Origin of the sequence: Nostoc sp., assembly GCF_036916985.1 — a bacterium.
In the GTDB taxonomy this organism is placed as follows: domain Bacteria; phylum Cyanobacteriota; class Cyanobacteriia; order Cyanobacteriales; family Nostocaceae; genus Nostoc.
Map to the genome: position 1 here is coordinate 51,875 of NZ_JBALFD010000088.1, position 25,433 is coordinate 77,307.

13 protein-coding genes and 1 tRNA gene are annotated in these 25,433 nt (G+C 40.9%); 9 read left to right on the forward strand and 5 right to left on the reverse strand.

Going from position 1 to position 25,433, the window contains the following annotated elements:
- The first annotated feature begins 374 nt into the window (after positions 1 to 374).
- Positions 375 to 3,452, forward strand: coding sequence for a non-ribosomal peptide synthetase family protein (locus V7L07_RS28700; RefSeq protein WP_335062541.1), 3,078 nt, complete (start codon positions 375 to 377; stop codon positions 3,450 to 3,452).
- A 285-nt stretch (positions 3,453 to 3,737) separates the two neighbouring features.
- On the forward strand, positions 3,738 to 9,086 hold the full coding sequence (locus V7L07_RS28705) for a trifunctional serine/threonine-protein kinase/ATP-binding protein/sensor histidine kinase (RefSeq protein WP_442936092.1): 5,349 nt from the start codon (positions 3,738 to 3,740) through the stop codon (positions 9,084 to 9,086).
- Positions 9,087 to 9,522: 436 nt separating this feature from the next.
- Here V7L07_RS28705 and V7L07_RS28710 read toward each other — a convergent pair whose 3' ends face one another.
- Both V7L07_RS28710 and V7L07_RS28715 read right to left on the reverse strand, forming a co-directional pair.
- Positions 9,523 to 9,822, reverse strand: coding sequence for a hypothetical protein (locus V7L07_RS28710; protein ID WP_335062544.1), 300 nt, complete (start codon positions 9,820 to 9,822; stop codon positions 9,523 to 9,525).
- A gap of 114 nt (positions 9,823 to 9,936) precedes the next feature.
- Complete coding sequence (locus V7L07_RS28715) at positions 9,937 to 11,664, reverse strand: S8 family peptidase (RefSeq protein ID WP_335062545.1); 1,728 nt, start codon at positions 11,662 to 11,664, stop codon at positions 9,937 to 9,939.
- Between the two features lie 632 nt (positions 11,665 to 12,296).
- On the opposite strand from V7L07_RS28715, the gene V7L07_RS28720 reads away from it, so the two are divergent.
- Positions 12,297 to 13,763, forward strand: a complete 1,467-nt coding sequence (locus V7L07_RS28720; protein WP_335062547.1) for a glycoside hydrolase family 13 protein — start codon at positions 12,297 to 12,299, stop codon at positions 13,761 to 13,763.
- 190 nt (positions 13,764 to 13,953) lie between these two features.
- Here the strand turns inward: V7L07_RS28720 and V7L07_RS28725 are convergent, their stop codons facing one another.
- Positions 13,954 to 14,373, reverse strand: a complete 420-nt coding sequence (locus V7L07_RS28725) for a fasciclin domain-containing protein (RefSeq protein ID WP_335062549.1) — start codon at positions 14,371 to 14,373, stop codon at positions 13,954 to 13,956.
- 322 nt (positions 14,374 to 14,695) lie between these two features.
- On the opposite strand from V7L07_RS28725, the gene V7L07_RS28730 reads away from it, so the two are divergent.
- The 4 genes from V7L07_RS28730 to V7L07_RS28745 all read left to right on the forward strand — a co-directional run bounded on the left by V7L07_RS28730 (position 14,696) and on the right by V7L07_RS28745 (position 16,319).
- Positions 14,696 to 14,932: a DNA-directed RNA polymerase subunit omega gene (locus tag V7L07_RS28730; RefSeq protein WP_179064685.1), complete on the forward strand. Its 237-nt coding sequence runs from the start codon at positions 14,696 to 14,698 to the stop codon at positions 14,930 to 14,932.
- Positions 14,933 to 15,151: 219 nt separating this feature from the next.
- A complete protein-coding gene (locus V7L07_RS28735) occupies positions 15,152 to 15,697 on the forward strand; it encodes a hypothetical protein (RefSeq protein ID WP_335062613.1) in 546 nt (181 codons plus the stop codon).
- 132 nt (positions 15,698 to 15,829) lie between these two features.
- Positions 15,830 to 16,195, forward strand: coding sequence for a DUF1818 family protein (locus V7L07_RS28740; RefSeq protein WP_335062551.1), 366 nt, complete (start codon positions 15,830 to 15,832; stop codon positions 16,193 to 16,195).
- Between the two features lie 50 nt (positions 16,196 to 16,245).
- Positions 16,246 to 16,319 (forward strand) — tRNA-Pro (locus tag V7L07_RS28745).
- A gap of 218 nt (positions 16,320 to 16,537) precedes the next feature.
- On the opposite strand, the gene V7L07_RS28750 is transcribed toward V7L07_RS28745, so the two are convergent.
- Positions 16,538 to 16,912, reverse strand: coding sequence for a hypothetical protein (locus V7L07_RS28750; protein WP_335062553.1), 375 nt, complete (start codon positions 16,910 to 16,912; stop codon positions 16,538 to 16,540).
- 530 nt (positions 16,913 to 17,442) lie between these two features.
- On the opposite strand from V7L07_RS28750, the gene V7L07_RS28755 reads away from it, so the two are divergent.
- A complete protein-coding gene (locus tag V7L07_RS28755; RefSeq protein WP_335062555.1) occupies positions 17,443 to 18,717 on the forward strand; it encodes an MFS transporter in 1,275 nt (424 codons plus the stop codon).
- A 152-nt stretch (positions 18,718 to 18,869) separates the two neighbouring features.
- Here the strand turns inward: V7L07_RS28755 and V7L07_RS28760 are convergent, their stop codons facing one another.
- Positions 18,870 to 20,960: a GAF domain-containing sensor histidine kinase gene (locus tag V7L07_RS28760; RefSeq protein WP_335062557.1), complete on the reverse strand. Its 2,091-nt coding sequence runs from the start codon at positions 20,958 to 20,960 to the stop codon at positions 18,870 to 18,872.
- A 94-nt stretch (positions 20,961 to 21,054) separates the two neighbouring features.
- Here V7L07_RS28760 and cobN point away from each other — a divergent pair, with 94 nt between their 5' ends.
- Positions 21,055 to 25,431, forward strand: a complete 4,377-nt coding sequence (gene cobN, locus V7L07_RS28765; RefSeq protein WP_335062559.1) for a cobaltochelatase subunit CobN — start codon at positions 21,055 to 21,057, stop codon at positions 25,429 to 25,431.
- Positions 25,432 to 25,433: the final 2 nt, after the last annotated feature.

Sequence of the window (25,433 nt, forward strand, 5' to 3'; positions counted from 1 at the left end):
ATGTTTATCTATCAACCAAAGTTTTTCTAATTAGCTTGTTTTGAGAAAATTACGGAACATATTAAAAAGTGAAATCTTCTTTTTGTTTTATTCTGTGCATACTCTTCGATCAGCCGCTTTGTGTCTATGTGTACTAAGCTGCGACTTCTGATTTGGAGAATGCGGTTTGTCAAAAACTCATTTTCACAAGTGAAATAGGATAGCTCTCGCATCTCAAATTATAAATTAGCAATATGGAGAACGCTGATGCAGTCACTATCAGGTTTTCCATAGCTTTGCTTTGCTTTTCTTTGGCTTGATATTTAATTGTTGTCAGAGCTATTTTATCTACCTCTAAATTTGCATTTCTTGAACCAGTACGTATCTATATTCAAATGAAAATTCAAAATACCCAAATCCATCAAACAATTGTTTCCTTAATCGAATTTAGTTGTCACAAGTATCACGATGAACTGGCTGTAATTCTAGAAAATCAACAGTTTACTTATGGAGAATTACAGGAGCGGGCAGAACATTTATATCAGTATTTAATAGGACAAGGTTACCTAAAACCTAACAGTTTAGTTGGACTGTGTATAGAACCTTCTTTTGAAATGGTTATTGCTATCTATGCCATTTTGAAAGCAGGTGCAGCTTTTGTTCCCCTTGACCCAGATTTACCCCGCCAGAGGCTCAGTTACATGATTGCTGATGCTAAATTAACCACGATTCTGACACAGCAAAAGTTTGCTTTTGATATTGAGCCAGCAATGCGGCAGAGTGGTTTGAATGGGCAAATGTGTTTTTTGGATACTCCTGCTGTCTGGGAACAGTTAACTACACCCTCTGCATTACCTTTAGTAGTAGAGGCTGAACAACTAGCTTACATTATTTATACCTCTGGTTCTACAGGTGTACCGAAGGGGGTAATGCTTACCCATCGAGGTTTACTAAATCTTGCTCAGGCTAGCTGTAGTACTTTTAATATCAAACCAGGCTTGCGTTTACTTCAGTTTGCCTCCATCAGTTTTGATGCAGCAGTGTGGGAATTAGTTACAGCATTATGTGGTGGAGCGACTTTGGTACTGGGTGCAAGAGAGCAAATGCTTCCTGGACAACTATTAGCAAACTTCATGATGAAATACCAGGTGCAATGGGTGATGTTACCCCCTTCTGTACTTGCAACACTGACATCTTTTTCCGACCAGCTACCTGATTTACAAATGGTAGTGGTAGGTGGTGAAGCTTGTCCCATATCACTTGCTAAAGCATGGGTTTCACCTCATACCCGCTTTTTTAATGCTTATGGACCAACAGAAATAACAGTTTGTTGCACAATTTACGAATTTAAGCAACAGGATATGAGTCTGCCTATTGGTTATGCATTGCCAAATGTAGAACTTTACATTTTGGATGAAGAATTTAAACTTTGTAATCGTGGTGAAAAGGGTGAGTTATATGTAGGCGGTTTAGGAATAGGAAAAGGCTATCTAGATAAACCTGAGATTACAAGTACTCGTTTTTTAGATAACCCTTTTGGTTTGGGCAAAATATACAAAACTGGTGATATCGTTTACGAAGATTCGCATGAACTGGGGCTGTTACACTATGCTGGCAGAGCAGATCATCAAGTCAAAATTCGGGGCAAGCGTATAGAAATAGAAGCAATTGAAATGATACTTGCCCAGCATCCTGGCGTACAAACAAATGCAGTCAAAGCAATTAGAACTTCAGGAGTAGAACGTAGCGATGTGACAGAAAATTATGGCGTATCAATGCTTGTTGCATATATTGTCCCTAAAGCTGGACAGTTTTTGATAGAAAAGCACCTGCAACGCTTTGCTGCTGAACAACTACCAGATTACATGATACCTGCGCGGTTTGTTTTTATGGACGAATTGCCTTTATTACCTAATCGCAGTAAAGTAGACCGAAATGCTTTACCAGAACTGCCAGAAACCCCATCTTTCCTGACTGATGCGATGGATAGCTCTCTCAAAATAGCGGTAGTTTTTGATGAAGCTTTAGAGTTACCTACTGGAACTTGCAAGCCTCATACGAATTTCTTTGAGGCAGGTGGTAGCTCACTTTGCATCGCTCATGTGTTGTATGCACTCGATCGCGATTTTGGTGTCACCCTTCCTTCTCGCTTAATTTATGAATATCCTACACCATCGGGTTTAGCACAATTGTTAGAACAGCTGAAATTCAAAAGCGAAAGTGCAGTTAATGATGGACATATTGACTTACAAACAGAAGCCAGACTTTCTCCAGATTTGAATACATCTGTTTGGCAACAAGCACCAAACGTTAAATATGACTGTGCATTAATTACAGGTACAACAGGTTTTCTAGGGGCACACTTGCTCTATGAACTGCTCACAAAAGGCAGCTATCGCCGAATTTATTGCTTAATAAGAGCAGAAAGTGATGCAGATGCAATGGCAAGGCTGCATGCAACCTTTATTCAATATCAGCTACCAATAACAAAATTGGCGCAAGTGCATGTAGTCGCTGGCGACATTCAGCAACCACAGTTGCAACTACCAACAATGTTATTTGACAAACTGGGTGAAGAAGTTGATCAAATTTATCATGTAGCTGCTGACACTAATTACATCAAACCTTATTCGCTAATTAAAAAATCTAATGTAGATGGGACTGCGAATATTCTTACTTTAACAGCACATCGTCGTCATAAAACACTGCATTACATATCTACTGTGTCTGTTTATGGAGCAGTGACTTCATTATTAAGTAAAAATGAAGTTTCAGAAGATTTTGATATTGATTTTAGCCTACCAATTATGTCAGTAGAATACGGCTATGTACGGGCAAAATGGGCTGCCGAACGCATGGTCAAATCAGCTAAAGAAAAAGGATTAGCAGTATCTATTTACCGTCCTGGTTTTATTTCTGGACACAGGCAAACAGGAGTTGCTAACCTTAACGACACGTTCTACCGCTTTATTAGTGGTTGTATTGAGATGGGCATATATCCAGACTGGCCAGAAAAATATTGGACTCCTGTACCTGTAGACTATGTTGCTGCCGTCATCGCCTATATTTCCTTAGACGCAAAGCACACAGGTGGCAATTACAATATTGTTGTACCTCGAGAACAGGAATTAAGTAATACAGAAATATTTGAGTGCTTCAAGGAGTTGGGCTATCCCTTACAAAAAATTTCACCCAAAAACTGGTTGAATGCTCTCTCTAGTTTGTCAACAATTAATCCCTTGTATCCATTGACTTCTTTTTTCCAAGAAAAAGTGTATCAAAACCGTAGCACTATACTAGAAGTACACCATCGTACTCCTGTATGCAAAGTAGATAACACCTTTGATGCTATGCAAAGTTCGGGTATTTTATGCCCAAAAATTGACAAGGAACTAATGAAACAATACTTACCCAAATTTGATAAAAATTTTTCTACCAGAGAACTCCAGAATCTAACAGTCTTTGATTATTAATGAAAAACTATATTCCCGATTTTTATAAGAAGTCGGGAATCTTAATATTCCAATTTTCATAAATAAAATAAGATTCCTATAGTATCAATATGGGTTTATTCTTCAATCACAAAAAATGATTAAAATGTTTTCTTTTACATACCATGCTATTAGCAATAATTATCTAAAATATTGATTAAAAAATAGCAAAAATGGGAATCATAAATATACACAATTTGGTCTTTACTAAGAAGGGTAATGTCAATGCTCACATCAGGCTCAATTTCAGGGTACGATATCAAAGAAATGCTCCATGAGGGAGATGATACAATTATTTATCGCGCTACATCACAACTTGACAAACAATCTGTAATTCTGAAAATTCTTAAAACAGATTATCCCTCCATAGATGCGATCGCTCGTCTGAAGCATGAATACAAAATTACAGAAAACCTGGATTTAGAAGCTGTTGTCAAAATATTAAGACTCGAAACCCACGAAAATCGTTTAGCGATCGTATTTGAAGACTTTAATGGATATTCCCTTAAACAACTACTGATTACAGGCAAACAAGAGTTAAAGAGTTTTATTCGGATTGCAATTCAGCTGGCACAAGCTTTAGTATCTGTACATACTTGCCAGATCATTCATAAAGATATTAAACCTGCCAACATTATCATCAATCCAGAAACTGGGGTTGTAAAGCTTACCGACTTTAGTATTGCCTCACGCCTCGATAAAGAAACAACACAACTAACTAACCCTAACCAACTAGAAGGTACCTTAGTTTATATATCACCGGAACAAACCGGTAGAATGAACCGTACTCTTGACTATCGGAGTGACTTTTATTCTCTTGGAGTTACCTTCTATGAAATACTTACCGGGCAATTACCTTTTCAAAGTTATGACCCATTAGAGTTAGTTTACTGTCATATTGCTAAACAACCTATAGAGATTGAAACATTAAACCCAGAAATACCGACTGCCATTTCGTCTATTGTCAATAAACTGATGGCGAAAAATGCTGAAGACCGCTACCAAACAGCTAAAGGACTCTTGGCAGATTTGGAAATCTGTCAAGAGCAGTTAGAAACAACAGGTGAAATCACTGATTTCATACCTGGTCGTTTAGATGTTTTGAGTCAGTTGCTCATCCCTCAAAAGCTTTATGGCAGAGAAACTCAAGTTAACTCACTCTTAGAGGCTTTTGAGCGAGTCAGCCAAGGAGGGCGTGAACTTATATTAGTTTCTGGCTATTCAGGAATTGGTAAATCTTCTGTAGTTAATGAAGTCAATAAACCCATCACTCGCGCCAAAGGCTTTTTTATTAGTGGTAAATTTGACCAATTCCAACGCAATATTCCCTATGCATCATTGATTCAAGCTTTGAGTTCATTAATGCGGCAGCTGCTTACAGAAAATGCTACTAAACTTGAAACATGGCGTAATGAAATCTTAGTCGCCGTAAAATCACATGGACAAGTCATCATTGATGTAATTCCTGAAGTTGAATTAATTATAGGTAAACAACCAGAAGTAGTTCAACTGAGTGCGCTAGAATCACAAAACTGCTTCAATCGTGTTTTTAGTGAATTTATCCACGTCTTCGCCAAAAAAGAACACCCCTTGGTTATCTTTTTAGATGACTTGCAATGGGCAGATTCAGCTACTTTAAAGTTAATAAAACTTCTAATTACTGACTATAATACCAAATATTTACTCCTAATTGGAGCCTATCGAGATAATGAAGTTAGCATCACACATCCCTTAATGGGAATAATAGAAGAAGTCACTCAAAGTGGCACTGTTATTAACAGTATTATTTTACAAGCTCTTTCTTTTGAAGACTTTAATTACTTAATCGCTGATACATTACATCAAAATCCAGAACCTATAAAATTATTAGTAGATTTACTTTACAATAAAACAGGAGGAAATCCCTTTTTTTTAACACAGCTATTACTGGTACTTTATCAAGATAAGTTATTAAAATTTAACTTTGAAACTGCTTTATGGGAGTGGAATATAGAAAAAATTCAAGCAATTGGTATTACTGATAAGAGTATAGTAGAACTGATTGCCAGCAGAATTAAAAACCTCCCAGAAGCCACACAAGAAATATTAAAACTAGCAGCGTGTGTTGGCAATAGATTTTCTCTAGATATACTTTCTATTGTCAGCTCAAAATCTATTACAAGTACGGCTAGTGAACTTTATTCTGCATTGCAATGTGGGTTAATTTTGCCTTTGAGTGATGCTTATCGTATTCCCTTAGCTTTTGAACAAGAAGAATCTGTTAAACTAAGTTTTGATTCTAAACAGATTAGTTATAAATTTTTACACGATCGCATTCAACAAGCTGCTTATTCACTGATTCCAGAAAATAATAAACAAGGAACTCATTTAAAAATAGGTCAGTTATTACTCCAACAGACACCTGCTGAATCGTTAGCAGAAAATATTTTAGATATTGTGAACCAGCTTAATGTGGGTTTGGACTTATTGACTCAAAAATCTGAAAAATATGAGCTGGCAAAACTTAATCTGCTAGCTGGTAAAAAAGCTAAAGCAGCCACTGCTTACGAGTCTTCTGGCAGGTATTTAAATATAGGCTTAGGACTATTAACAACAGATAGTTGGCATCAATTCTATGACCTAACATTAAATTTGTATACTGAGACTACAGAAGCAGAGTATTTAAATGGTCATTTTGATAATGCTCATAAATTAGTAGATATTGCACTGAGTCAAGCAAATAGTACCTTAGATAAGGTTAAGTTACATGAAATAAAAATGCTAACTTACATGGCACACAATCAGATGCCAGAAGTCCTACAAATTGGTGTAAAAGCTCTCAAAGAGCTAGGAGTAATACTACCTAATAAACCTACAAAATTAAATGTTTTGTCAGCTTTAATTAAGACAAAACTAACACTAATAGGTAAACCGATAGAAGACTTAGCTTTGTTACCTGAAATGTCTGACCCCTATAAACTAGCAGCTATGCAAATATTATTGCAAATTGTTCCAGCTGCTAGTCAGGCAGGATCTTTCCTTTTTGTATTAGCTGTATTTGCTATGGTGAGGTTATCTGTAAAATACGGCAAGTCACCTGTTTCGGCTTATGCTTATGCAGCTTATGGTACTATTCTATCTGATAAATTCAACCAAGTTGAAACAGGATATAAATTAGGAAAGCTAGCAATAGAATTACTTTCAAGAACGAACAATAACTCACTCAAAGCCACAGTTTACTTTGTACATAATGGCACAATTAGGTTTTATAAAGAGCATATTAAAGACACAATAGCACCACTTTTAGAAGGGATGCAGAGTGGATTAGAATTAGGAAATATAGAAAATGCTGGCTATTGTGCTGTAATTGCAGGCTATCATTCTTTGCTTTCTGGGGAAAACTTGGAGTTGGTAGATAAAAAAATATTGAGCTATGTCGAGTTGATGCAGAAGTTAAGGCTTGAATCTCTAGCAGCAGCTACAAGTGTTTTTAGACAGACGACTTTAAATTTACAGGCAAAGTCATTGATAAAAACTGCTTTAGTTGGCGAGGCCTTTGATGAAATAACAATGGCATCTGAAGTAACTAAAAATTACTCTTTTAAAGGTTTTTACTATGGTTCTAAAACTATATTATGTTATTTATTTGAAGAATATGAACTAGCAATTGAAAATGCAATTATCGCTGAAGAGACTCATGCGGATAACGTTGGATTATTAATTTATACTGCTAATAATTTTTATTATTCTTTGGCTCTAATATCATTTTCTGAACAAGCTTTACCTTTGAAGAAAAAGCAATACTTAAAACAGGTAGCAGCGAATCAGCAGCAAATGAAAAAATGGGCAAAACAAGCACCATGTAACTTCCAGCACAAATATGAACTAGTGGAAGCAGAGAAAGCAAGAGTATTGGGTAAATTACAAGTGGCAATAGATTTATATGACTGTGCTATTGCTGGAGCTAAAAAAAATGGTTATATCCAAGAAGAGGCTTTGGCAAATGAACTAGCAGCAAAGTTTTATATCGGTTTAGGTAAAGAAAAAATTGCCAAGATGTATATGACTGAAGCTTACTATGGTTATATCCATTGGGGAGCTATCGCGAAAGTACAGGACTTAGATGAACGCTATACTAATTTGATAATTCGTACTCAAAATATTAACCAGTTAGCAATAGATGTAACTAGGACTATTGCTACAACAAAAATAAATTACTCACAAACCATAAGTAACGGCAATGGTGTCTTGGATTTTGCTACGGTAATAAAGGCTTCGCAAGCAATTAGTAGCGAGATAGTTTTAGATAAACTGCTAGATACTCTTTTAAATATAATTCTCGAAAACGCTTCTGCCCAAAAAGGTTGTCTGATTTTAGTCAAAGATAATGAATTATTTATAGAAGCAATCAATACTACAGAAAGTTCCTCTATTATTCTGCAATCAACTCCGATTCAAGCAAGCCAAGATATCCCTATTTCCATAGTTAACTACGTTGCTAGAACCCAAGAAACTTTGGTGATAAATGATGCTATTTCTCAGACTCTTTATCAATCAAATATTTATATCCAACGCCATCAGCCAAAATCAATATTGTGCAGTCCTATTTTCTATCAGGGTAAAATTATTGGTATTTTGTACTTAGAAAATAAACTGATTGCAGGTGCATTTACATCAGAGCGTGTCAATATATTGAATTTAATCACATCCCAAGCTGCTATTTCTTTAGAGAATTCTCGACTTTATCAACAAGCTCAAGACTATGCTAAACAATTAGAATTTTCACTATCTGAACTCAAGCAAATGCAATTGCATCTTGTGCAAAGTGAAAAAATGTCTACTTTAGGTAATTTAGTATCAGGGATAGCACATGAAATTAACAATCCCATTGGTTTTATTATTGGCAACTTAAAACCTGCAAGTGAATATGTAAAAGACTTGTTAAAGTTAATTAGCTTGTATCAACATTACTATCCTCAACCTATAGCAGAAATTACAGAAACAGTTGAAGAAGTAGACTTGGAGTATGTGCGTGAAGATTTACCTAAACTAATTGCTTCGATGCAAGAAGGGATAAACCGTATTTATGATGTAAGCATAAGCTTGCGTACTTTTTCTAGAGGAGATACCCAAACAACAATTCCTTGCAATCTCTATGAAGTTATCGAAAGTACAATTTTGATTCTCAAACACCGTCTGAAAGCCTCACATATTCGTCCGGCGATTGAAGTAGTGAAAAATTATGATGACATCCCGTTAGTCCGGTGTTTTCCTGGCCAACTTAGTCAGGTATTTATGAACCTGCTTGCTAATGCTATTGATGCTTTGGAAGAGTCAAATATAGGGCGTAATATAGATGAGATTAAACTAAATCCTAATCGAATTACTCTAAGTACCAAGCTAAACGAAGACCAGAAGAGTGTATTGATACGAATTAAAGATAATGGGGTAGGAATGACCCCAGAAGTTAAGCAGAAAATTTTTGACCACTTATTTACTACTAAACCTGTTGGTAAAGGAACGGGCTTAGGATTAGCGATCGCACTTCAAATTATCATCGAAAAACATGGTGGAAGCATTGAGGTAAATTCCACGCTTGGGCAAGGAACAGAGTTTGTAATCCAGTTGCCACTATAGAGGATTTCTTTCTGAGCAACTTGGTCTACTACCAGTCTAATGCTTCTGCCTCCTGAAGGACTTCATTACCCCACATCGACCCAAGACGAAGGAATTGCCGTTGCGCTTAAGAACCTCAATAATACTCAGTCTTATACCAATTCACGAAATTATTGATACAAATCACTTCCCCTGCTTGCCCATGTGTATCATTTTTTAAGTGAAATAGTATTACTGCTGTTTGCTTATAATTAGAGTATAAAAGCTCTGGCGATCGCACACAAAAAAGTGCTGTCAATTTATACCTTATAATACGGGCACTATATTGCTTATATTACCGAAGGCTCTGCTGAAAGTAATCTGGAAATTGCCGTGAAGTGTAAGTTTCCAGAAAAACAAAAACCTGATTCACAGTAACATCAAAATAATTATCTGTATAAAAAGTAGGCAATACCCATTAAACGCCCAACTTGCCTATATTTATTCTCTTATTAACCAAACGTAATTGGTGCGATCGCTTCAAAAATTTCACCCAAGGTTGCTCTGATAACTGGGAAATGGCATTGGGTGACAGTGTTGCTGTGAAAATATCTTTGCCACTGCTAATATCACTGACACCTAAACTTTCTAAAACAGCAGTTGCAGCCGAGTCTAAAACTGGTTCAGTATGGATGAAAACTGCCAAATTAGTTTCTTCTGAATCTTGAATGTCATTCAGGGCTGTAGCAAGAGCGGCATCTAGTTTCTGATAATTCATCAGCAACTCCTTGGTAAAGAGGGTAGACAATTTCTGCCTACCCTAACTTATCAAATTTATCGGTTATTATTGCCTACCTTTGTACAGAAATAATATCCACCTTTCTCAGTCTAATTACAGATTTAAAGCGTTAATCACTCCATAGCCCCATTTGTCATCAAATGTGCCTGCATCTTTTCCGGGAATTGCACTATTTTTACGTAGGTAGTCTTTCACAGCAGTCGGATCGAGTTCAGGATTTCGCTGCAACAGCAGTGCAACTAACCCACTAACGAAGGGTGTCGCCATACTTGTACCAGCCTGCACCACAAACTTGGAATTAATCATCGATGAACGGTCAAAACTGGCATCGGCGGAAAGGGTGGAAATAATCATTGCTCCGGGTGCTGCTACATCGGGCTTCTGTCCATTATTACGTAGAGGCCCTTCACTACTGAATTCCGAAATAGTATTCAGTTCTAACCCCATTTCTCGTACTTGGTTATCAATATCTGTGTACCTGGTTTTAGTAGTATAGGCGGCAACGGTAATTGCACTGCTAGCGGCTCCCGGCGAACCAATTTTGACTGCATCCTTCACACTTTTACCTGTAAAAAACACTGACGAAGTGTCATCTAATGTCCACACATCTAAACGTGTGTCAGTTGAAGAAGTGTTGCGGACTCGCAGTTGCCAAACACCTCCCATTACTGGCGAGGGATCAATACCACGTATTTGCACAAAGAAATTATGGTCGCCGTTGGCTTTATCTGGCGCAGGTGTCGCTAATTGTACGCGTGCATCTGGTAACTGGTAATCTTGGGCGGCATTACCGTCAGTAATGATTTTTTGGAAGGGGGTGACAAAACCGTTAGGACTCCGCACAGATACTTCTAATTCGCTGTCTTTGGAATACCAGGCGTTTAACCAAACTATGCCTACTTGATTCAAAGGAACATTAAAGCGCATACCACGAGTGCGTCCACTGGGTATGATCGCTTGTCCATGAATGTTATCGTTTCCTTCGTTACCCGCAGCACAGCAAACAATTCTTCCTGGGCCAGTTTCGGCATCAATTACCTTTGATAAGGAGTCGCTACCATCATGAGCATCAGCGTGTCCACCCAAGCTGAGATTTACCACTGCTGGGCGTCCCAACTCTCTAGCAACTCGGAAAACATAACGCACACCATCGGCAATGTGGGCATCCTGTAAATCTGATCTGACAATAACTAATTCCGCTTCTGGTGCGACACCGCCATAGTTAGTATCAGCACCAGTGGCAATGCCAGCAACGTGAGTACCATGTCCGGCAGTATCCTGAGAAATTGTCAGTTGCGCTCCCGTCAATTCAGCCCCATAGCCGCCCTCTGTGACTCCTGGCCCTGGCAGTGTTTGATCCCAAATGTGTAAAATTCGTCCAGCAAAGGCGGGGTGTTTCGGATCAATGCCACTGTCTATAATGCCGATGATTACTCCTTTACCAGTAAGTCCGGTTCGGTTCTTAAACTCTGGTAGTTTGACTGTTCCCAGGGCAGTGTCCATCCTCAAATGAAGTTTGCGTGATGGCTTAATCCGCTGAATCACATCTTCTTCAGATAAGGCGTCTAAACTCTCTATCGGTAAGAAAGCCGTCCGCACACTCCCAGAGTTTTGATTGACTTCAATATTATATTGTGATAAGTAACTTAAGTCTGCATCAGGGTCGCAGTAGATAAAAACAACGCTCTTAGTGGGTTTTACTGGGCTTTTGTGGGCAATGATGCCAAGAGATTTTTTGTGTGTAACTAAAGCTTTATCTCCTTCATTTTGATAGTCTTGAAATGCTAACAGTAGTCCGGGAGAAAGTTTTTCGTGTCTCATTTTTACCTCAAGTTAAATTATTCGCTGTCAACGAAGTAGTGATTTTAGCAAGATCAGTCGCTCTAGCATTAATGCAGATTATGTAGTTTTTTAGCCTTGATCATTTGATGCGACTATAGTTATCTATTTTTTTCAGAGATAACATCAAATAAGCTTAGGATGCAGGAATTTATTCCTAAGACAATTGCTAATTTATAACTCATATTCCTGAATGAAGTCTCCCTCATAGTAATTTTCTCTGGTTCATGAGACATCTTTGAGCAGGCGCATCTAAGAATTACCCAAGTCTCGGTAACAGGTAATTTTTATGAAGCTATTAAACTAATCCATTGTCTGCCTAAATCATTACGGACAAAGTGAATAAAATAAAATTAAGAATAATTAAGTAATAAATAAAAAAGATAAATTTTTTGAATAATAATTCCGGAGTCAGAATGTAATCAGTGACGAGTCTGTTTTGTTGAACTATTAAAAACTAAAACAAATTACTGATGACATTTATGTATAAAACAGGATCAGGAAGTCTAAATTGCTAATAAATACTGACAAATTACAGATTTTCTATCATAAGTAAGAGCCATAAAGAAGCTAATATTTGCAACGATCGCTTCTGAACATACAAAGAGTTTTTCATGCAAATTCAAACACCAGACTGGGTGAAGCACGCCGTTTTCTACCAAATTTTCCCAGATCGCTTTGCCAGAAGCAAACAGCCGCGCAAACGGTTATTCCAGGAAGCCCGTTGGGAAGATTGGGACGCCATGCCAACCCTCCAAGGTTATAAAGGCGGCGATTTATGGGGCATCTTGGAGGAATTAGACTACATCCAGGATTTGGGAATTAACGCGATTTACTTCACACCTATTTTTCAATCCGCCAGCAATCATCGCTATCATACCCACGATTATTACCAAGTTGACCCGATGTTAGGGGGCAACGAGGCTTTTAAGGAATTGCTAGACGCAGCCCATCAACGGAATATCAAAGTTGTTCTGGATGGGGTGTTTAATCATTCCAGCCGTGGCTTTTTCTTTTTCCACGACGTTTTAGAAAATGGCCCCCATTCGCCTTGGGTAAATTGGTTCAAAATTGAAGGCTGGCCTCTAGCACCTTACAACGGGGAATTGCCTGCTAACTATGTGAGTTGGGTGGGAAATCGCGCTCTACCACAATTTAACCACGACAATCCAGAAGTGCGGGAATACATTATGGAGATTGCCGAATATTGGATTAAATTAGGCATCGATGGTTGGCGGTTGGATGTACCATTTGAAATAAAAACTCCTGGCTTTTGGCAGGAATTTCGCGATCGCGTCAAAGCCATCAATCCCGAAGCTTATATTGTGGGCGAAGTGTGGGGAGATTCTCGCCAGTGGTTGGATGGGACACAGTTTGACGGCGTGATGAATTATCTATTTGCTGGGCCGACAATTGCCTTTGCAGCAGGCGATCGCGTAGTCTTAGAACAAGTCCAAAGCCGCGACTATCAACCCTATCCACCCTTATTTGCTGCTGAATACGCCACCAAAATTCAAGAAGTACTGCAACTTTACCCTTGGGAAATTCAGCTAACTCAACTTAATTTACTTGCAAGTCACGATACAGCCCGATTGATGACCATTGCAGGCGGCGATATAGCCAGCGTAGAATTATCAACTCTACTACTACTCACCTTTCCCGGTGCGCCTAGCATCTACTATGGTGATGAAGTTGGTTTACCTGGTGGCATAGATCCCGACTCCCGTCGTGGCTTTCCTTTAGAGAGTAACTGGAATCAAGAAATTTTCAATACTCACCGTCAATTAATTGCCCTACGTCAAACTTACCCAGCCTTGCGTACAGGTGATTACCAAGTTCTTCATGCTCAAGGACAACTTTATATCTTTGCGCGAACTTTGGGCACAGAGGAATTGATAATTGCCATCAACGCTGGCACAAGTTCGGCAACAGCGAATGCAGATGTCCCCAGTTTGCGTACTCAACCCAAAAAGTTGTTATATGGCACTGCTGAAATTAAGTGGAATGGTGAGGGAGAAACTCAGCAGTTGTCATTGACTGTTCCCGCACGGAGTGGGTGCATTCTGGGGATTGGGGAGTAGGGACTGGGGACTGGGAATTAGGGACTGGGAACTGGGGAGAAATCAATTCAAAAACTTCTGCCTCCTGCCTCCTCTTTCCCCATGCCCACCCAATACATTAGACATCTCCAGAAATTAAATATGCGTTATCCAAAACCCTTGTAGAGACGTAGCAGTGCTACGTCTCTACATTCATTTTCGGAGATGTCTATTACCTTCCCGCCACCATTGCAGGTATCAACACCGCATCAATAATATGGATTACGCCATTGTCTGTCAGAATATCTGTTTTGAGGACATTGGCGTTATTCACCTTAAATTTACCGTCGGCAGATTCAATGGCTACAATTGAACCTTCAAGCGTCTCTGCTTCATTAATCTCTAGCAAATCATCAGACCTGATATCCCCACTAGCGATATGATACGCCACAATTTTCTGGAGCTTGGGAATATCTTGTAATAACAAATCTAAAGTTCCCTGTGGCAGATTAGCAAAAGCTTCGTCAGTCGGTGCAAAGAGTGTGAAAGAACCAGGGCTTTTCAAAGTTTCTATGAAATTTACAGCTTCAGCAGCCTTTATTAGGGTATTGAAATTACCTGCTGCGATCGCAGTTTCCACAAGGTCAGCCATGAGGGTGCGTTATCTTATACTACAAATTATTTATAAGTGATTAAAATACTCTTAGCCTCTATCAACCGAAAGGTTGCTGGCGATTAAACAGACAGCAGCAGACTGATTTACCATACTCAGTACTAAGTGCTGAGTAAAATAATACTCAATAATTTTGCACTATGGTAAAAGCGCCACCCGATGTTAAGCGGAATCTTGTGGTATGGAGTTGGTTGATACTCCGCATATTGTGGGCGGTCTTTCATCTCTCAGCACTCGGAACTCGGAACTCAGCACTTTTCATTACTGTTACACTGGAGAATGACCCCAAGAACCACTGATTATGCTAAAGCGTTCTAAGTTCGAGACAACTCAATCTCAGATTATGCACCGTGCTGAGGATCTAATTAGTGCAGCCTCAAATCGTTATCGCATTACGGTTCAGGTGGCAAATCGTGCTAAACGTCGGCGTTACGAAGACTTTGAAAGTAACGAAGATGCAATCATGAAGCCAGTGCTAAGGGCAATTATCGAAATGTCTGATGAATTGACTCAGCCAGAAATTATCGGCGAACTATAAGATTGAGTGCTGAGTTAGGAGTGCTGAGTGCTGAGTTAGGAGTTCTGAGTTAGGAGTTCTGAATTCTGAATAAGGCAAATTCATATCTTCACTCAGCAACGCCCAAAATATCGTTCTATGAAAAATAAAAAACTTTTACCTAAATCAATCCTCTCAAAACTTGGAATTCAGCACTGGCTAAACCCTAGCTATCCACTAACACAACTACTACTTGCCTTCATGGTAGTGGGTGTAATTGTTTTAGGTTTAGGGGCGGACAAATCAACACAGACAACTTTACTTGGTATCCAACCAGCATACGCTCAGAGAATCACCCCTAGCGATGTTTGGCAGCAAGTGTATCAACAGTTGCCAGATTTTCCACTAGAAAATAAATATATCAGCAAAGAAAACGGGAAGGTTGCCGAAAACAACACCTTAGCAAATCGCCTAATTAGATATCATATTTATACCAAAGGTCGCGCCCCAATTTATCGCTTGGATTGGAAGCTGACTTTAGCTGATTACTTGGGTGCTAATGAAATTATGTATGATGCTAGCTATCCAGGGAATGATTCACTACGGGAAAATCCGATAGAAGGCGATCGCAAAGCCATCACCAATCTTACCCGCAGCCAGCGAGATGCCTTAGTACAAGTCTTAGTTAATATATTTAACCCCACTTCCCAAAATACCCTACCCCCTAACCCCAACACCACAACCAGTCCGGCTACATCCACACCCCCACAGCCACCACAACGGGGAGGGGCCGAACTACTGAAATGACCGAAAACGACTCATGATACAAGCCCCTAAATTTATTTATGGGGATCATTCATTTTGAATTTTGAATTTTGAATTTTGAATTCGGAGCAAAGCGACGTGACTTGCGTACCTCTGCGTTTCAAAAATTAAACTATGGAACGCGTGATTAAAACTGGATTGGGTTGGCGTATTGGCTGGAACCCCGATACACCTGAGTTTAAAGGTTTAGTCGGTACAGATGATTGGGCAATTGAGTTAACCGAAGCCGAGTTGAATGATTTTTGCCGTCTACTAGCACAGCTAGCAGACACCATGAAACAACTTGCAGATGAGTTAATGGAAGAGGAAAAAATTGCTTGTGAAGCCGAAAGCGATTTATTATGGATGGAAGTAGAAGGATATCCTCATGATTACAGTCTGCGCTTCATCTTGAATACAGGGCGATGTGTAGAAGGTAAATGGAGTGCTTCTGCTGTTCCAGATTTACTGCAAGCGACTGGGATGCTTAAGTTTTTTTAAATTTGCCTCTTGATTATCCTAGAATTTTGTTATAATATAGTAATTCTGACCGGGGCGTAGCGCAGCTTGGTAGCGCGCCACTTTGGGGTAGTGGAGGTCGTGGGTTCGAATCCCGCCGCTCCGATTGATGATAAGCCATACCTGCTAGTCTTTGCAAAATGATTAGCAGGTTTTTTCATAGCTTTTTGCGAAAACAACTTGACTAGTACAACACGGCGTAAAGAAACCACCCATTTAAAATAGCCAGAAAGCTTACAAAATCAGCATTCTTTCTTTTTACTTTTGCCTTTTTACTTTTGCCTTCTTGTACTAGTGGTGTGGCAAGCTTAAAATAGTGAAAAACTACGTTTTCGGAATCTCAACTTCTTGGGCATCAATAACGACTTCTGAGCTAAGTTCATTTTTCAGTTTGAGTTTTAGCTCTTCTGTAATCGGTAGACCTTTAATTTCTTGAAGGAGAAATTGAACATATTCGGTTTTGCTACGTTCTTTATAAATAGCCTTAACAATTGCTTCAAGTCCAGATCCAGCTACAGCATCCCCTACAACTGTTATTAGACCAAGGAGAGCTATACCTCCAAGGATGCCAAATGGCCCTCCTAATGCTGTCAGGGTAGCTGCTACTGCGGCAGAGCTACCTCCTGATGTAACTGTTAGAATCACGAGAATTACACCAGGAAGACCCAGACCAGCAAGTTTTTTAACGATTTCGTCCATTTTAATCAACCTCAAATACTTATCTGTTAGTTAAACATTAATAAGGGCAATAATATCTATTTAGCTTAACTAAAAGCTACAATTTTTATTTATTTTTTTGTAATTATCTGACAAACAAATAATCTCAGTTTTATCAATAAAATGCAATAGTAGTTAAAACAGTTAAACAGACAGTTAAGACATTTAAGACATTTAAAGAGATAGTAAAAATATTTAAAACAGTTAATGAATGATAATTACTAACTGTATTTTTTGTGTAAATAGCTACAAGATCACTTAGATAGCGATCCAATGCTCAAATATTGGGGACTTCCAGAGAATAAATTACCCAATTTATTCAGATGATATTTTTCTTTTCCCCTGCTTCTCTGCTTACAAAACGATTGATTATTTTTTAAATGCATCTGAGCTTATTTGGGTAAAGGTGTTAGCCCAGACAGATAAGCGATGCCTGCGGCGGTAAACTACGCAATTATCCTATAATTATTAGCTAATCTAATTGTTCGTAGAGCATATTAAAATTCCTCCTGATGAAAATTTGGAATGGGCAAGTAGGCGATCGCATAAGTAAAACCCTTTACCACCATTTACCCGCCTTTCGTTGGCGTAATTTTCGCCTGTTTTTTGGGGGACAGTTACTATCAATGTCTGGGACATTTATGACCCAGCAGTTGACTATTCCTTGGCTAGTAGTATACGATTTGACTAAATCGGCTTGGTTGTTGGGAGTTGCAGGGTTTGTACAATTTTTACCGACATTATTACTGATTCCCTTTTCGGGCGTATTGTCCGATCGCTGGAGTCGTCGGGACTTGTTAATGGTGGTGCAGATATTGGGAATCAGCGTTTCCCTGACTTTAACGATTCTGACTTTTCAGAATTGGATTACATTTCCCATCCTACTGGTACTGAGTGTTCTCAATGGTTTGCTCAAGGGATTAGATATGCCCGTGCGCCATACAATTGTCACCGAAACCGTAGGCGATCGCGCCGATTGGAGTAATGCGATCGCCTTGAATTCAGTTATGTTAAGTTCCTCGCTGGTATTGGGGCCAGCTATGGGCGGGATTTTGATTGCGACGCTAGGGGTGAAATATTGTTTTCTCTACGATACTCTCAGCTATATCCCTGCCATCTTTACCCTGCTAGCGATGCGGCTGAAAGTCAGACCCATGCTGACCCTGACGAACCTTAGCGATACTTTACAGAAATTGCGCGAGGGCTTTGAATATGTCTCCAAATTCCAGCCCATTAAAGCAATTTTATTAATACTGGCGTTACAAGGTTTAGTCGGAATGTCTCATATCGCGCTCATGCCCATTTTCGCCGCTAAGATTTTAAATGGGGATGCAACTACAATGGCTCACCTGAGTACCTCAGCGCCGATTGGATCGCTGTTTGCTTGTTTGTATCTGAGTATCAGGAGAGGGATTGCGGGTTTAGAGCGTTTGATTGTAGTTTCTCAAGTCTTGATCGGGATGAGTCTGATCTCCTTTTCACTATCGCGTCAAGTTTGGCTGTCGATCGTCATACTGGTGTTTACAGGTTGCTTTACTATCCTCATGATTACTAGTAGTAATATGATTATCCAAACCCTAGTTGCCGAAGATAAGCGCGGACGGGTGATGAGTTTTTATGCTTTAGCAATGGTGGGTATGATGCCCTTTGGGAACCTGTTGGCTGGAACTTTGGCGCATAACTTTGGTGCGACTAATGCCTTGATTGTCTGTGGCAGTTTGAGTATGTTAGGTGCGCTATGGTTCTCTACACAATTGCCAGCAGTGAGCCGTTGGATCGATCGGTGAAGAAGGCAGAAGGCAGTCCTGATGAAACAAGTTTCACAGCCTTGAATGAAAGAATAATTGGGGACTGGGGACTGGGGATAAGGGGTAATGGGGATTGGGAACTGGGGACTGGTATTTTTACTCATTACTCAGCACTCATTACTCAGCACTCATTACTCAGCACTCCTAAACACTCTCACTGCCTGAGTTGGTATCCATACAGTAAAAATTGAGCCAATACTAACAGTTGATTCTACTTCAATTCGACCCCGATGGAGTTGTACAAGTTGTTTTGTTAAAGCTAGTCCAACTCCGGTGCCTTCGTAGCGGCGGCGATAGGGTGTATCGAGTTGCTGAAATTTCTCAAACAGTAATGGTAATTGTTCTTCAGGAATACCAATTCCGGTATCTTCCACTTGAAAAATAGCAGTGTCATCTTCCACCCAAAGACGTAAGGTAACGCTACCATTTTCAGGGGTGAATTTAATCGCATTAGTTAACAAATTCCAGAGAATTTGTTCTACTCTTTCTGCATCGCCGATAAAGCGATCGCGACTGGGATCGATTTGCAAATCCAGTATGAGATTAATTTGTTCGCTTGTTGCTTTTTTTCGCAGTGACTCTACAGCATTTTGAGCAACATTCACCAAAGAAAATTCCGAAATATTTAAAGCTGTCTTCCCAGCCTCGATTTGCGATAAATCGAGGATGTCATTAATCATTTCTAATAAATGTTCTCCACTATCGTGGATTGTTTGCAGATAACCCCGTTGTCGTTGACTCAATTCACCCAAAGGCCAGCGTAATAATGTCGAAGACATCCCAATCACATAAGTTAAAGGCGTGAGCAGTTCATGACTGATAGTAGCGAGAAACTCACTTCTGAGACGGTTAGCGGCTTCGGCAGCGAGGAGAGCATCACGGAGAGCTATTGTCCGCTCAATCACTCGTTGTTCGAGATTTTGTTTTTCTTGGGTGAGGGTTTGCATTAACTCAGCTTGGTGAATAGCGATCGCTAATTGTTCGGCGATCGCAATTAGCAAGTTTTTTTCGCTATCATTCCACTGGTGGGGGCGATCGCACTGATGAGCAATCAGCAATCCCCACAGTTTGTCTTCAAAGATAATCGGTGCAGCGAACTTAGCCTTAACTTGGCATTCCCTTAAAAAATTCAACAAACACTCTTCCAGAGCATAAGTTTTTTCGACATCATCCACGGCTAAGGTAAAGCCTTGGCAATACTTCTCCCAACATTGAGAGGTTCGGATAAAGCAATTTTCTTCTGTGTAATTCAATACCGAGCTAATCGCATCTGTAGCACGGGCTTCATAGACAATATAACCTCCATATTGTTGGTAGTCTTCTAAGAGGGTTTTATTATTAACTGATACAAAAGGCGAGTGTTCCCCGTTGTTTTCATGTATAGAAAAATAGATTTCGCAAGGTTCCCTAACTGATAGTTCCATACCTGTTGTCAGTGCCGTTTCATTTAAGGGAATAGTGTCAGACTGGTATGGTTGAGTATTAACTTGGGAACCTGCAAATTTATAAATTACTAATCTGTCTAATTCCAGAAACTCACGCACCTGTGTAATCGCCGTTGCCATAATGACAGGCAAATCAAGGCTTTTGCGGATCTGTGTTGTTACCTGATTCAACAACCGCTCTTGGGAAATCTGTTTTTTTAAAGCATCTTCCACTGGCTGACAGATATAAACCGCCGGATCAATCGGGCTTGGAGGTGCTATTATTTCTTGGTTTGGCTGAGTTAGGAGATATTCTAATAACAACAGCGTAAATTGACTTTGGAGTGTGGCATCATTGGGTCTAATAATTTGCTGATAGCGTTCGAGATTTTGGTGAGTATCAGAATCGCACTCAAATAAATCTCTCAATTCGCGGACAAAAGAAGCGATCGTCTCTAAATTAAACGTCAACTGAGTATTGAGTGAGTGCTGAGTGCTGTTAGCGGTAGCGGGGCGTTTAGCCCGTGGGGAGTGAATTTCCTGCCCCTCTGCCCCTCTGCTCTCCTCCTCCTCCTCAAAGGTTCCTACCAAGAGCGCACTAAATTGCTCAGAAACCACTAGCGTAAACCTTTGCCTTTGCCACTTTACAGGTATGTAAATCCGCACCAACACAACTTCTGTCAGTATCAGAGCGGTACTTCCCACCGTTTGAGCCATCTGTTCTAACAACACCCCAAGCTGATTAAATACAACAATAGGCAAGGTTCGAGAAAAGCTCAAATCAGGAGAACTAAGCATTTGCAGTCATTTTGGTAAGAAGGGGCTGAATGCAGGGAAAAAAGTTTCTTTTGATTATGTACTAACCAACAATTTAAAACGGTAACACAGGATTATGCATCGTATAAGTAGCACATCGGGTGGATGGAATCAGTCAGAAGGCTTAATTTTTTTAGAACAAACTCCAGCGCCTTTCGTGTTGATTACGGCTGCTGATACCGACATTCAAACCTTGGCAGCTGCGGTTCCCAAATTACCTATAAGCTTTCCGGAATTAAGAGTCGCCAACCTGTTGCAGTTGCAGCAACAATTAAGTATAGATACTTATGGAGAGCAAGTTTTAGAACATGCCCAAGTAATTATTTTGCGTTTGTTAGGAGGACGCTCTTATTGGGGTTATGGCTTAGAAGTAGTGCAAGAAATTGTGCAACGTAATGGTAGAACCCTCATTGTAATGCCAGGGGATGACGCTTTTGATCCCGATTTAATTTCCCAGTCTACCGTGCCCTTGGCTATTGTTAACCAAACATGGCAGTATTTTAGCGAAGGCGGCGTGGAAAATTTCGTTAATGCTCTGCAATTTATCTCCGATAGTTGTTTATCAACTGCATATAATCCTGCGCCACCTCAGCCGATTCCGCGTGTGGGATTGTATGAGTGGAGAATGGGGACTGGGGATTGGGGACTGGGGACTGGGGACTGGGGAAGAGGAGAGTTACAACTAGATGAATCCACCTCGGAACTCCGTTCATCCACCTCGGAACTCCGTTCATCCACCTCGGAACTCCGTTCATCCACCTCGGAACTCCGTTCATCCACCTCGGAACTCCGTTCATCCACCTCAGAACTCCGTTCATCCACCTCAGAACTCCGTTCATCCACCTCAGAACTCCGTTCATCCACCTCAGAACTCCGTTCATCCACCTCAGAACTCCATTCATCCACCTCAGAACTGGATTCATCCATCTCAGAACTCCGTTCATCCACCTCGGAATCTCAAATCTCTCAATCCCCAGTCCCCAGTCCCCAATCCCCAATCCCCAGTCCCCAGTCCCCAGTCCCCAGTCCCCAGTCCTCAGTCCCCAATCCCCAATCCCCAGCCCCCAGTCCCCAATCCCCAGCCCCCAATCCCCAATCCCTAATCCCCAAAATCGGCATCCTTTTCTACCGCGCTCATTATTTAGCGGGAAACACTAAAGTAATTGATGCTTTATGCGAAGCTTTGGTACAGAAAAATTTACAACCAGTGCCAGTATTTGTTTCTTCATTGCGTGAACCTGATGTTCAAGTTGAATTGAGTGAATTTTTTCAACCCAAAGAAGCCGAATCAATCGCTGTGCTGCTAAATACCACCAGTTTTTCTTTAGCACGATTGGAAAGTGAAACACCCCAAACCGAACTGTGGCAAAAATTAGATGTGCCTGTATTGCAGGTAATTCTCAGTGGCGGAGCAATTGAGCAGTGGGAGTCACAGTTTCAAGGGCTTTCTCCCCGTGATATTGGAATGAATGTGGCGCTACCAGAAGTAGATGGGCGGATTATTACTCGTGCTGTGTCTTTTAAAGCATTACAAACTCGTAATCCCCATTTAGAAACAGATGTGGTAATTTATGAACCAGTGAGCGATCGCATCGAGTTCGTTGCTAAACTAGCAGCAAATTGGGCGCGTCTACGTTCCAAACCACCCCAAGAACGTCGAATTGCCCTGATTCTCGCAAACTACCCCAACCGCAATGGCCGCCTCGCCAATGGTGTGGGACTCGACACCCCAGCTAGTTGTGTAGAAATCCTGCAAGCTTTACATCAAGCTGGGTATGAAGTAGAAAATCCACCTGTTCAAGGAGATGAGTTGATTCAACGGCTGACAGATGGCGTAACCAACGATCCAGAAGGTAGAGAATGGCTTCCGGTACACCAAAGCGTCTCTTGGGACGAATATCAAGAATATTTCGCTTCATTACCCCCAGCAGTTCAGCAAGGTATTAGTGAAAGGTGGGCACTGGGGGCTGGGGACTGGGGACTGGGGACTGGGGAAAAGGAAAACGGGATAAACGACAGGAATACCCAATACCCAATACCCAATACCCAATCCCCAATCCCCATCCCCGTTCCCGGAATTCAACTCGGCAACATCTTCGTGGGAATTCAGCCAGCAAGGGGTTATGATAATGACCCCAGTTTGAATTATCATGCGCCGGATTTAGAACCAACCCATGATTATTTAGCTTTCTACTATTGGGTTAGAGAATGTTTTGGTGCTGATGCTGTAGTTCATGTGGGAAAACACGGAAATCTTGAATGGCTACCGGGTAAAAGTGTGGCTTTATCGAGTAATTGTTATCCAGAGGTAGCTTTTGGCGCACTTCCTCACCTGTACCCCTTTATTGTCAACGATCCTGGTGAAGGTTCCCAAGCCAAACGTCGCGCTCAAGCGGTGATTATAGATCACCTCACGCCACCGATGACTCGTGCGGAACTCTACGGTTCTTTACAACAGTTAGAAAATTTAATTGATGAGTATTATGAAGCCGACAGTTTAGATCCTTCACGTTTGCCAGTGATTCGCGATCGCATCCACGAACTGGTAATCAAAGAAAATCTCCATCTAGATTTAGGAATCCAAAATGAAACAGAAATTTTTAAGTCTGAATCCTTAATTTTGAATTCTATCGGTGGCTATCTGTGTGAATTGAAAGAAGCCCAAATCCGCGATGGCTTGCACATTTTTGGGCAATGTCCCCAAGGAAGGCAACTGCGAGATTTAATAGTAGCGATCGCTCGCATCCCCAATCGCCATTCTCCAGGCATTACCCGTGCGATCGCTCAAGATTGGGGTCTAGACTTTGATCCCCTCACAGCCGATTTGTCAATAACTAGTGGTGAATACTCAATAGTCAATGGCACACAATGCCGTACCCTCGGCGATATCGTCGAAGTCCTAGAAGAACACGCCGCCCTTCTAGTAGAACAACTAATAAATCAAACCTTTTGTAGAGACGCGATTCATCGCGTCTGTGCTGAGGGTGGAGACGCAATGAATCGTGTCTCTACCTGGATAAGCGATCGCCTCCTCCCAGCCTTACAAAAAACCCCCGAAGAAATCACCCATTTATTACACGGACTCGATGGCGGATATGTCCCCAGCGCTCCATCTGGCGCACCCACACGCGGCCGCCCAGAAGTTCTACCAACAGGGAGAAACTTTTATTCTGTCGATATTCGCGCCATTCCCACAGAGACAGCTTGGGATATCGGCAGAAAAGCCGCCGAAACTCTGGTTGAATATTACACTCAAGAACATGGCGAGTATCCCAAAACACTAGGCTTATCATTGTGGGGAACAGCCACCATGAGAACAGGCGGTGATGATATAGCCGAAGCCTTGGCTTTACTAGGAGTCCAACCTGTGTGGGATGGTGCAGCGCGGCGAGTAGTAGATTTTGAAATTTTGCCCCTAGCGATTTTGGGGCGTCCCCGTGTAGATGTCACCTTGCGAATTTCGGGATTCTTCCGCGATGCTTTTCCTAACTTAATTGACTTATTCGATCAAGCAGTATCAGCAGTAGCAGACTTAGATGAACCGCCAGAACAAAATCCCCTAGCGGATGCAGTTCGTCAAGAGACTGATTTGTGGACAAGCCAAGGATTAACTTTAGAAGCAGCCGTGGTGCGATCGCGCTATCGCATCTTTGGTTCTCGCCCAGGCGCTTACGGCGCAGGACTCCAAGGTTTAATCGAATCGCAAAACTGGACAGACGACGAAGATTTAGCCCGCGCCTACATTAATTGGAGTTCTTACGCCTATTCTTCGGGAACAGGAGCAGGGGGAGCAGGGGAGGATAAAATTTCCAATCCCCAGTCCCCAGTCCCCAATCCCCAATCCCCAGTCCCCAATCCCCAGTCCCCAATCCCCAGTCCCGAAGCCTTCAAACAACGCTTGTCCCAAATGCAAGTTGTCCTGCACAATCAAGATAACCGGGAACATGACCTACTCGATTCTGATGATTATTACCAATTTCAGGGTGGCTTAACAGCAGCGGTGCGTTCTCTACAGGGAAAAAATCCTCAAACTTATTTTGGAGATAATTCTACACCCGCCCAACCACGAGTTCGCCAACTGAAAGAAGAAATTGCACGGGTGTATCGTTCTCGCGTAGTTAATCCCAAATGGATTGCAGGAGTTATGCGTCACGGATACAAGGGAGCCTTTGAAATGGCGGCGACAGTAGATTATCTCTTCGCCTACGATGCTACAGCTAAATGTGTTGAAGATTACATGTATCAAGGCATAGTAGATGCTTATTTACTCGATCCAGTTGTTGTAGAATTTATCCAGGAAAAGAACCCTTATGCTCTGCGTGATATTGCTGAAAAATTATTAGAAGCACATCAGCGCAATTTGTGGGAGGATGTAAATATAGGAACATTAGAAGCTTTGAGGAACCTAGTACATCAAGCTGAAGCAGTTATCGAAGAAAAATCAATGGTGTAGGA

Excerpts from the sequence above, each read along its gene's own strand:
- V7L07_RS28700 (WP_335062541.1), top strand. The coding sequence starts at position 375 with ATGAAAATTCAAAATACCCAAATCCATCAAACAATTGTTTCCTTAATC.
- V7L07_RS28705 (WP_442936092.1), top strand. The coding sequence starts at position 3,738 with ATGCTCCATGAGGGAGATGATACAATTATTTATCGCGCTACATCACAA.
- V7L07_RS28710 (WP_335062544.1), bottom strand. The coding sequence starts at position 9,822 with ATGAATTATCAGAAACTAGATGCCGCTCTTGCTACAGCCCTGAATGAC.
- V7L07_RS28715 (WP_335062545.1), bottom strand. The coding sequence starts at position 11,664 with ATGAGACACGAAAAACTTTCTCCCGGACTACTGTTAGCATTTCAAGAC.
- V7L07_RS28720 (WP_335062547.1), top strand. The coding sequence starts at position 12,297 with ATGCAAATTCAAACACCAGACTGGGTGAAGCACGCCGTTTTCTACCAA.
- V7L07_RS28725 (WP_335062549.1), bottom strand. The coding sequence starts at position 14,373 with ATGGCTGACCTTGTGGAAACTGCGATCGCAGCAGGTAATTTCAATACC.
- V7L07_RS28730 (WP_179064685.1), top strand. The coding sequence starts at position 14,696 with ATGCTAAAGCGTTCTAAGTTCGAGACAACTCAATCTCAGATTATGCAC.
- V7L07_RS28735 (WP_335062613.1), top strand. The coding sequence starts at position 15,152 with ATGGTAGTGGGTGTAATTGTTTTAGGTTTAGGGGCGGACAAATCAACA.
- V7L07_RS28740 (WP_335062551.1), top strand. The coding sequence starts at position 15,830 with ATGGAACGCGTGATTAAAACTGGATTGGGTTGGCGTATTGGCTGGAAC.
- V7L07_RS28750 (WP_335062553.1), bottom strand. The coding sequence starts at position 16,912 with ATGGACGAAATCGTTAAAAAACTTGCTGGTCTGGGTCTTCCTGGTGTA.
- V7L07_RS28755 (WP_335062555.1), top strand. The coding sequence starts at position 17,443 with ATGAAAATTTGGAATGGGCAAGTAGGCGATCGCATAAGTAAAACCCTT.
- V7L07_RS28760 (WP_335062557.1), bottom strand. The coding sequence starts at position 20,960 with ATGCTTAGTTCTCCTGATTTGAGCTTTTCTCGAACCTTGCCTATTGTT.
- cobN (WP_335062559.1), top strand. The coding sequence starts at position 21,055 with ATGCATCGTATAAGTAGCACATCGGGTGGATGGAATCAGTCAGAAGGC.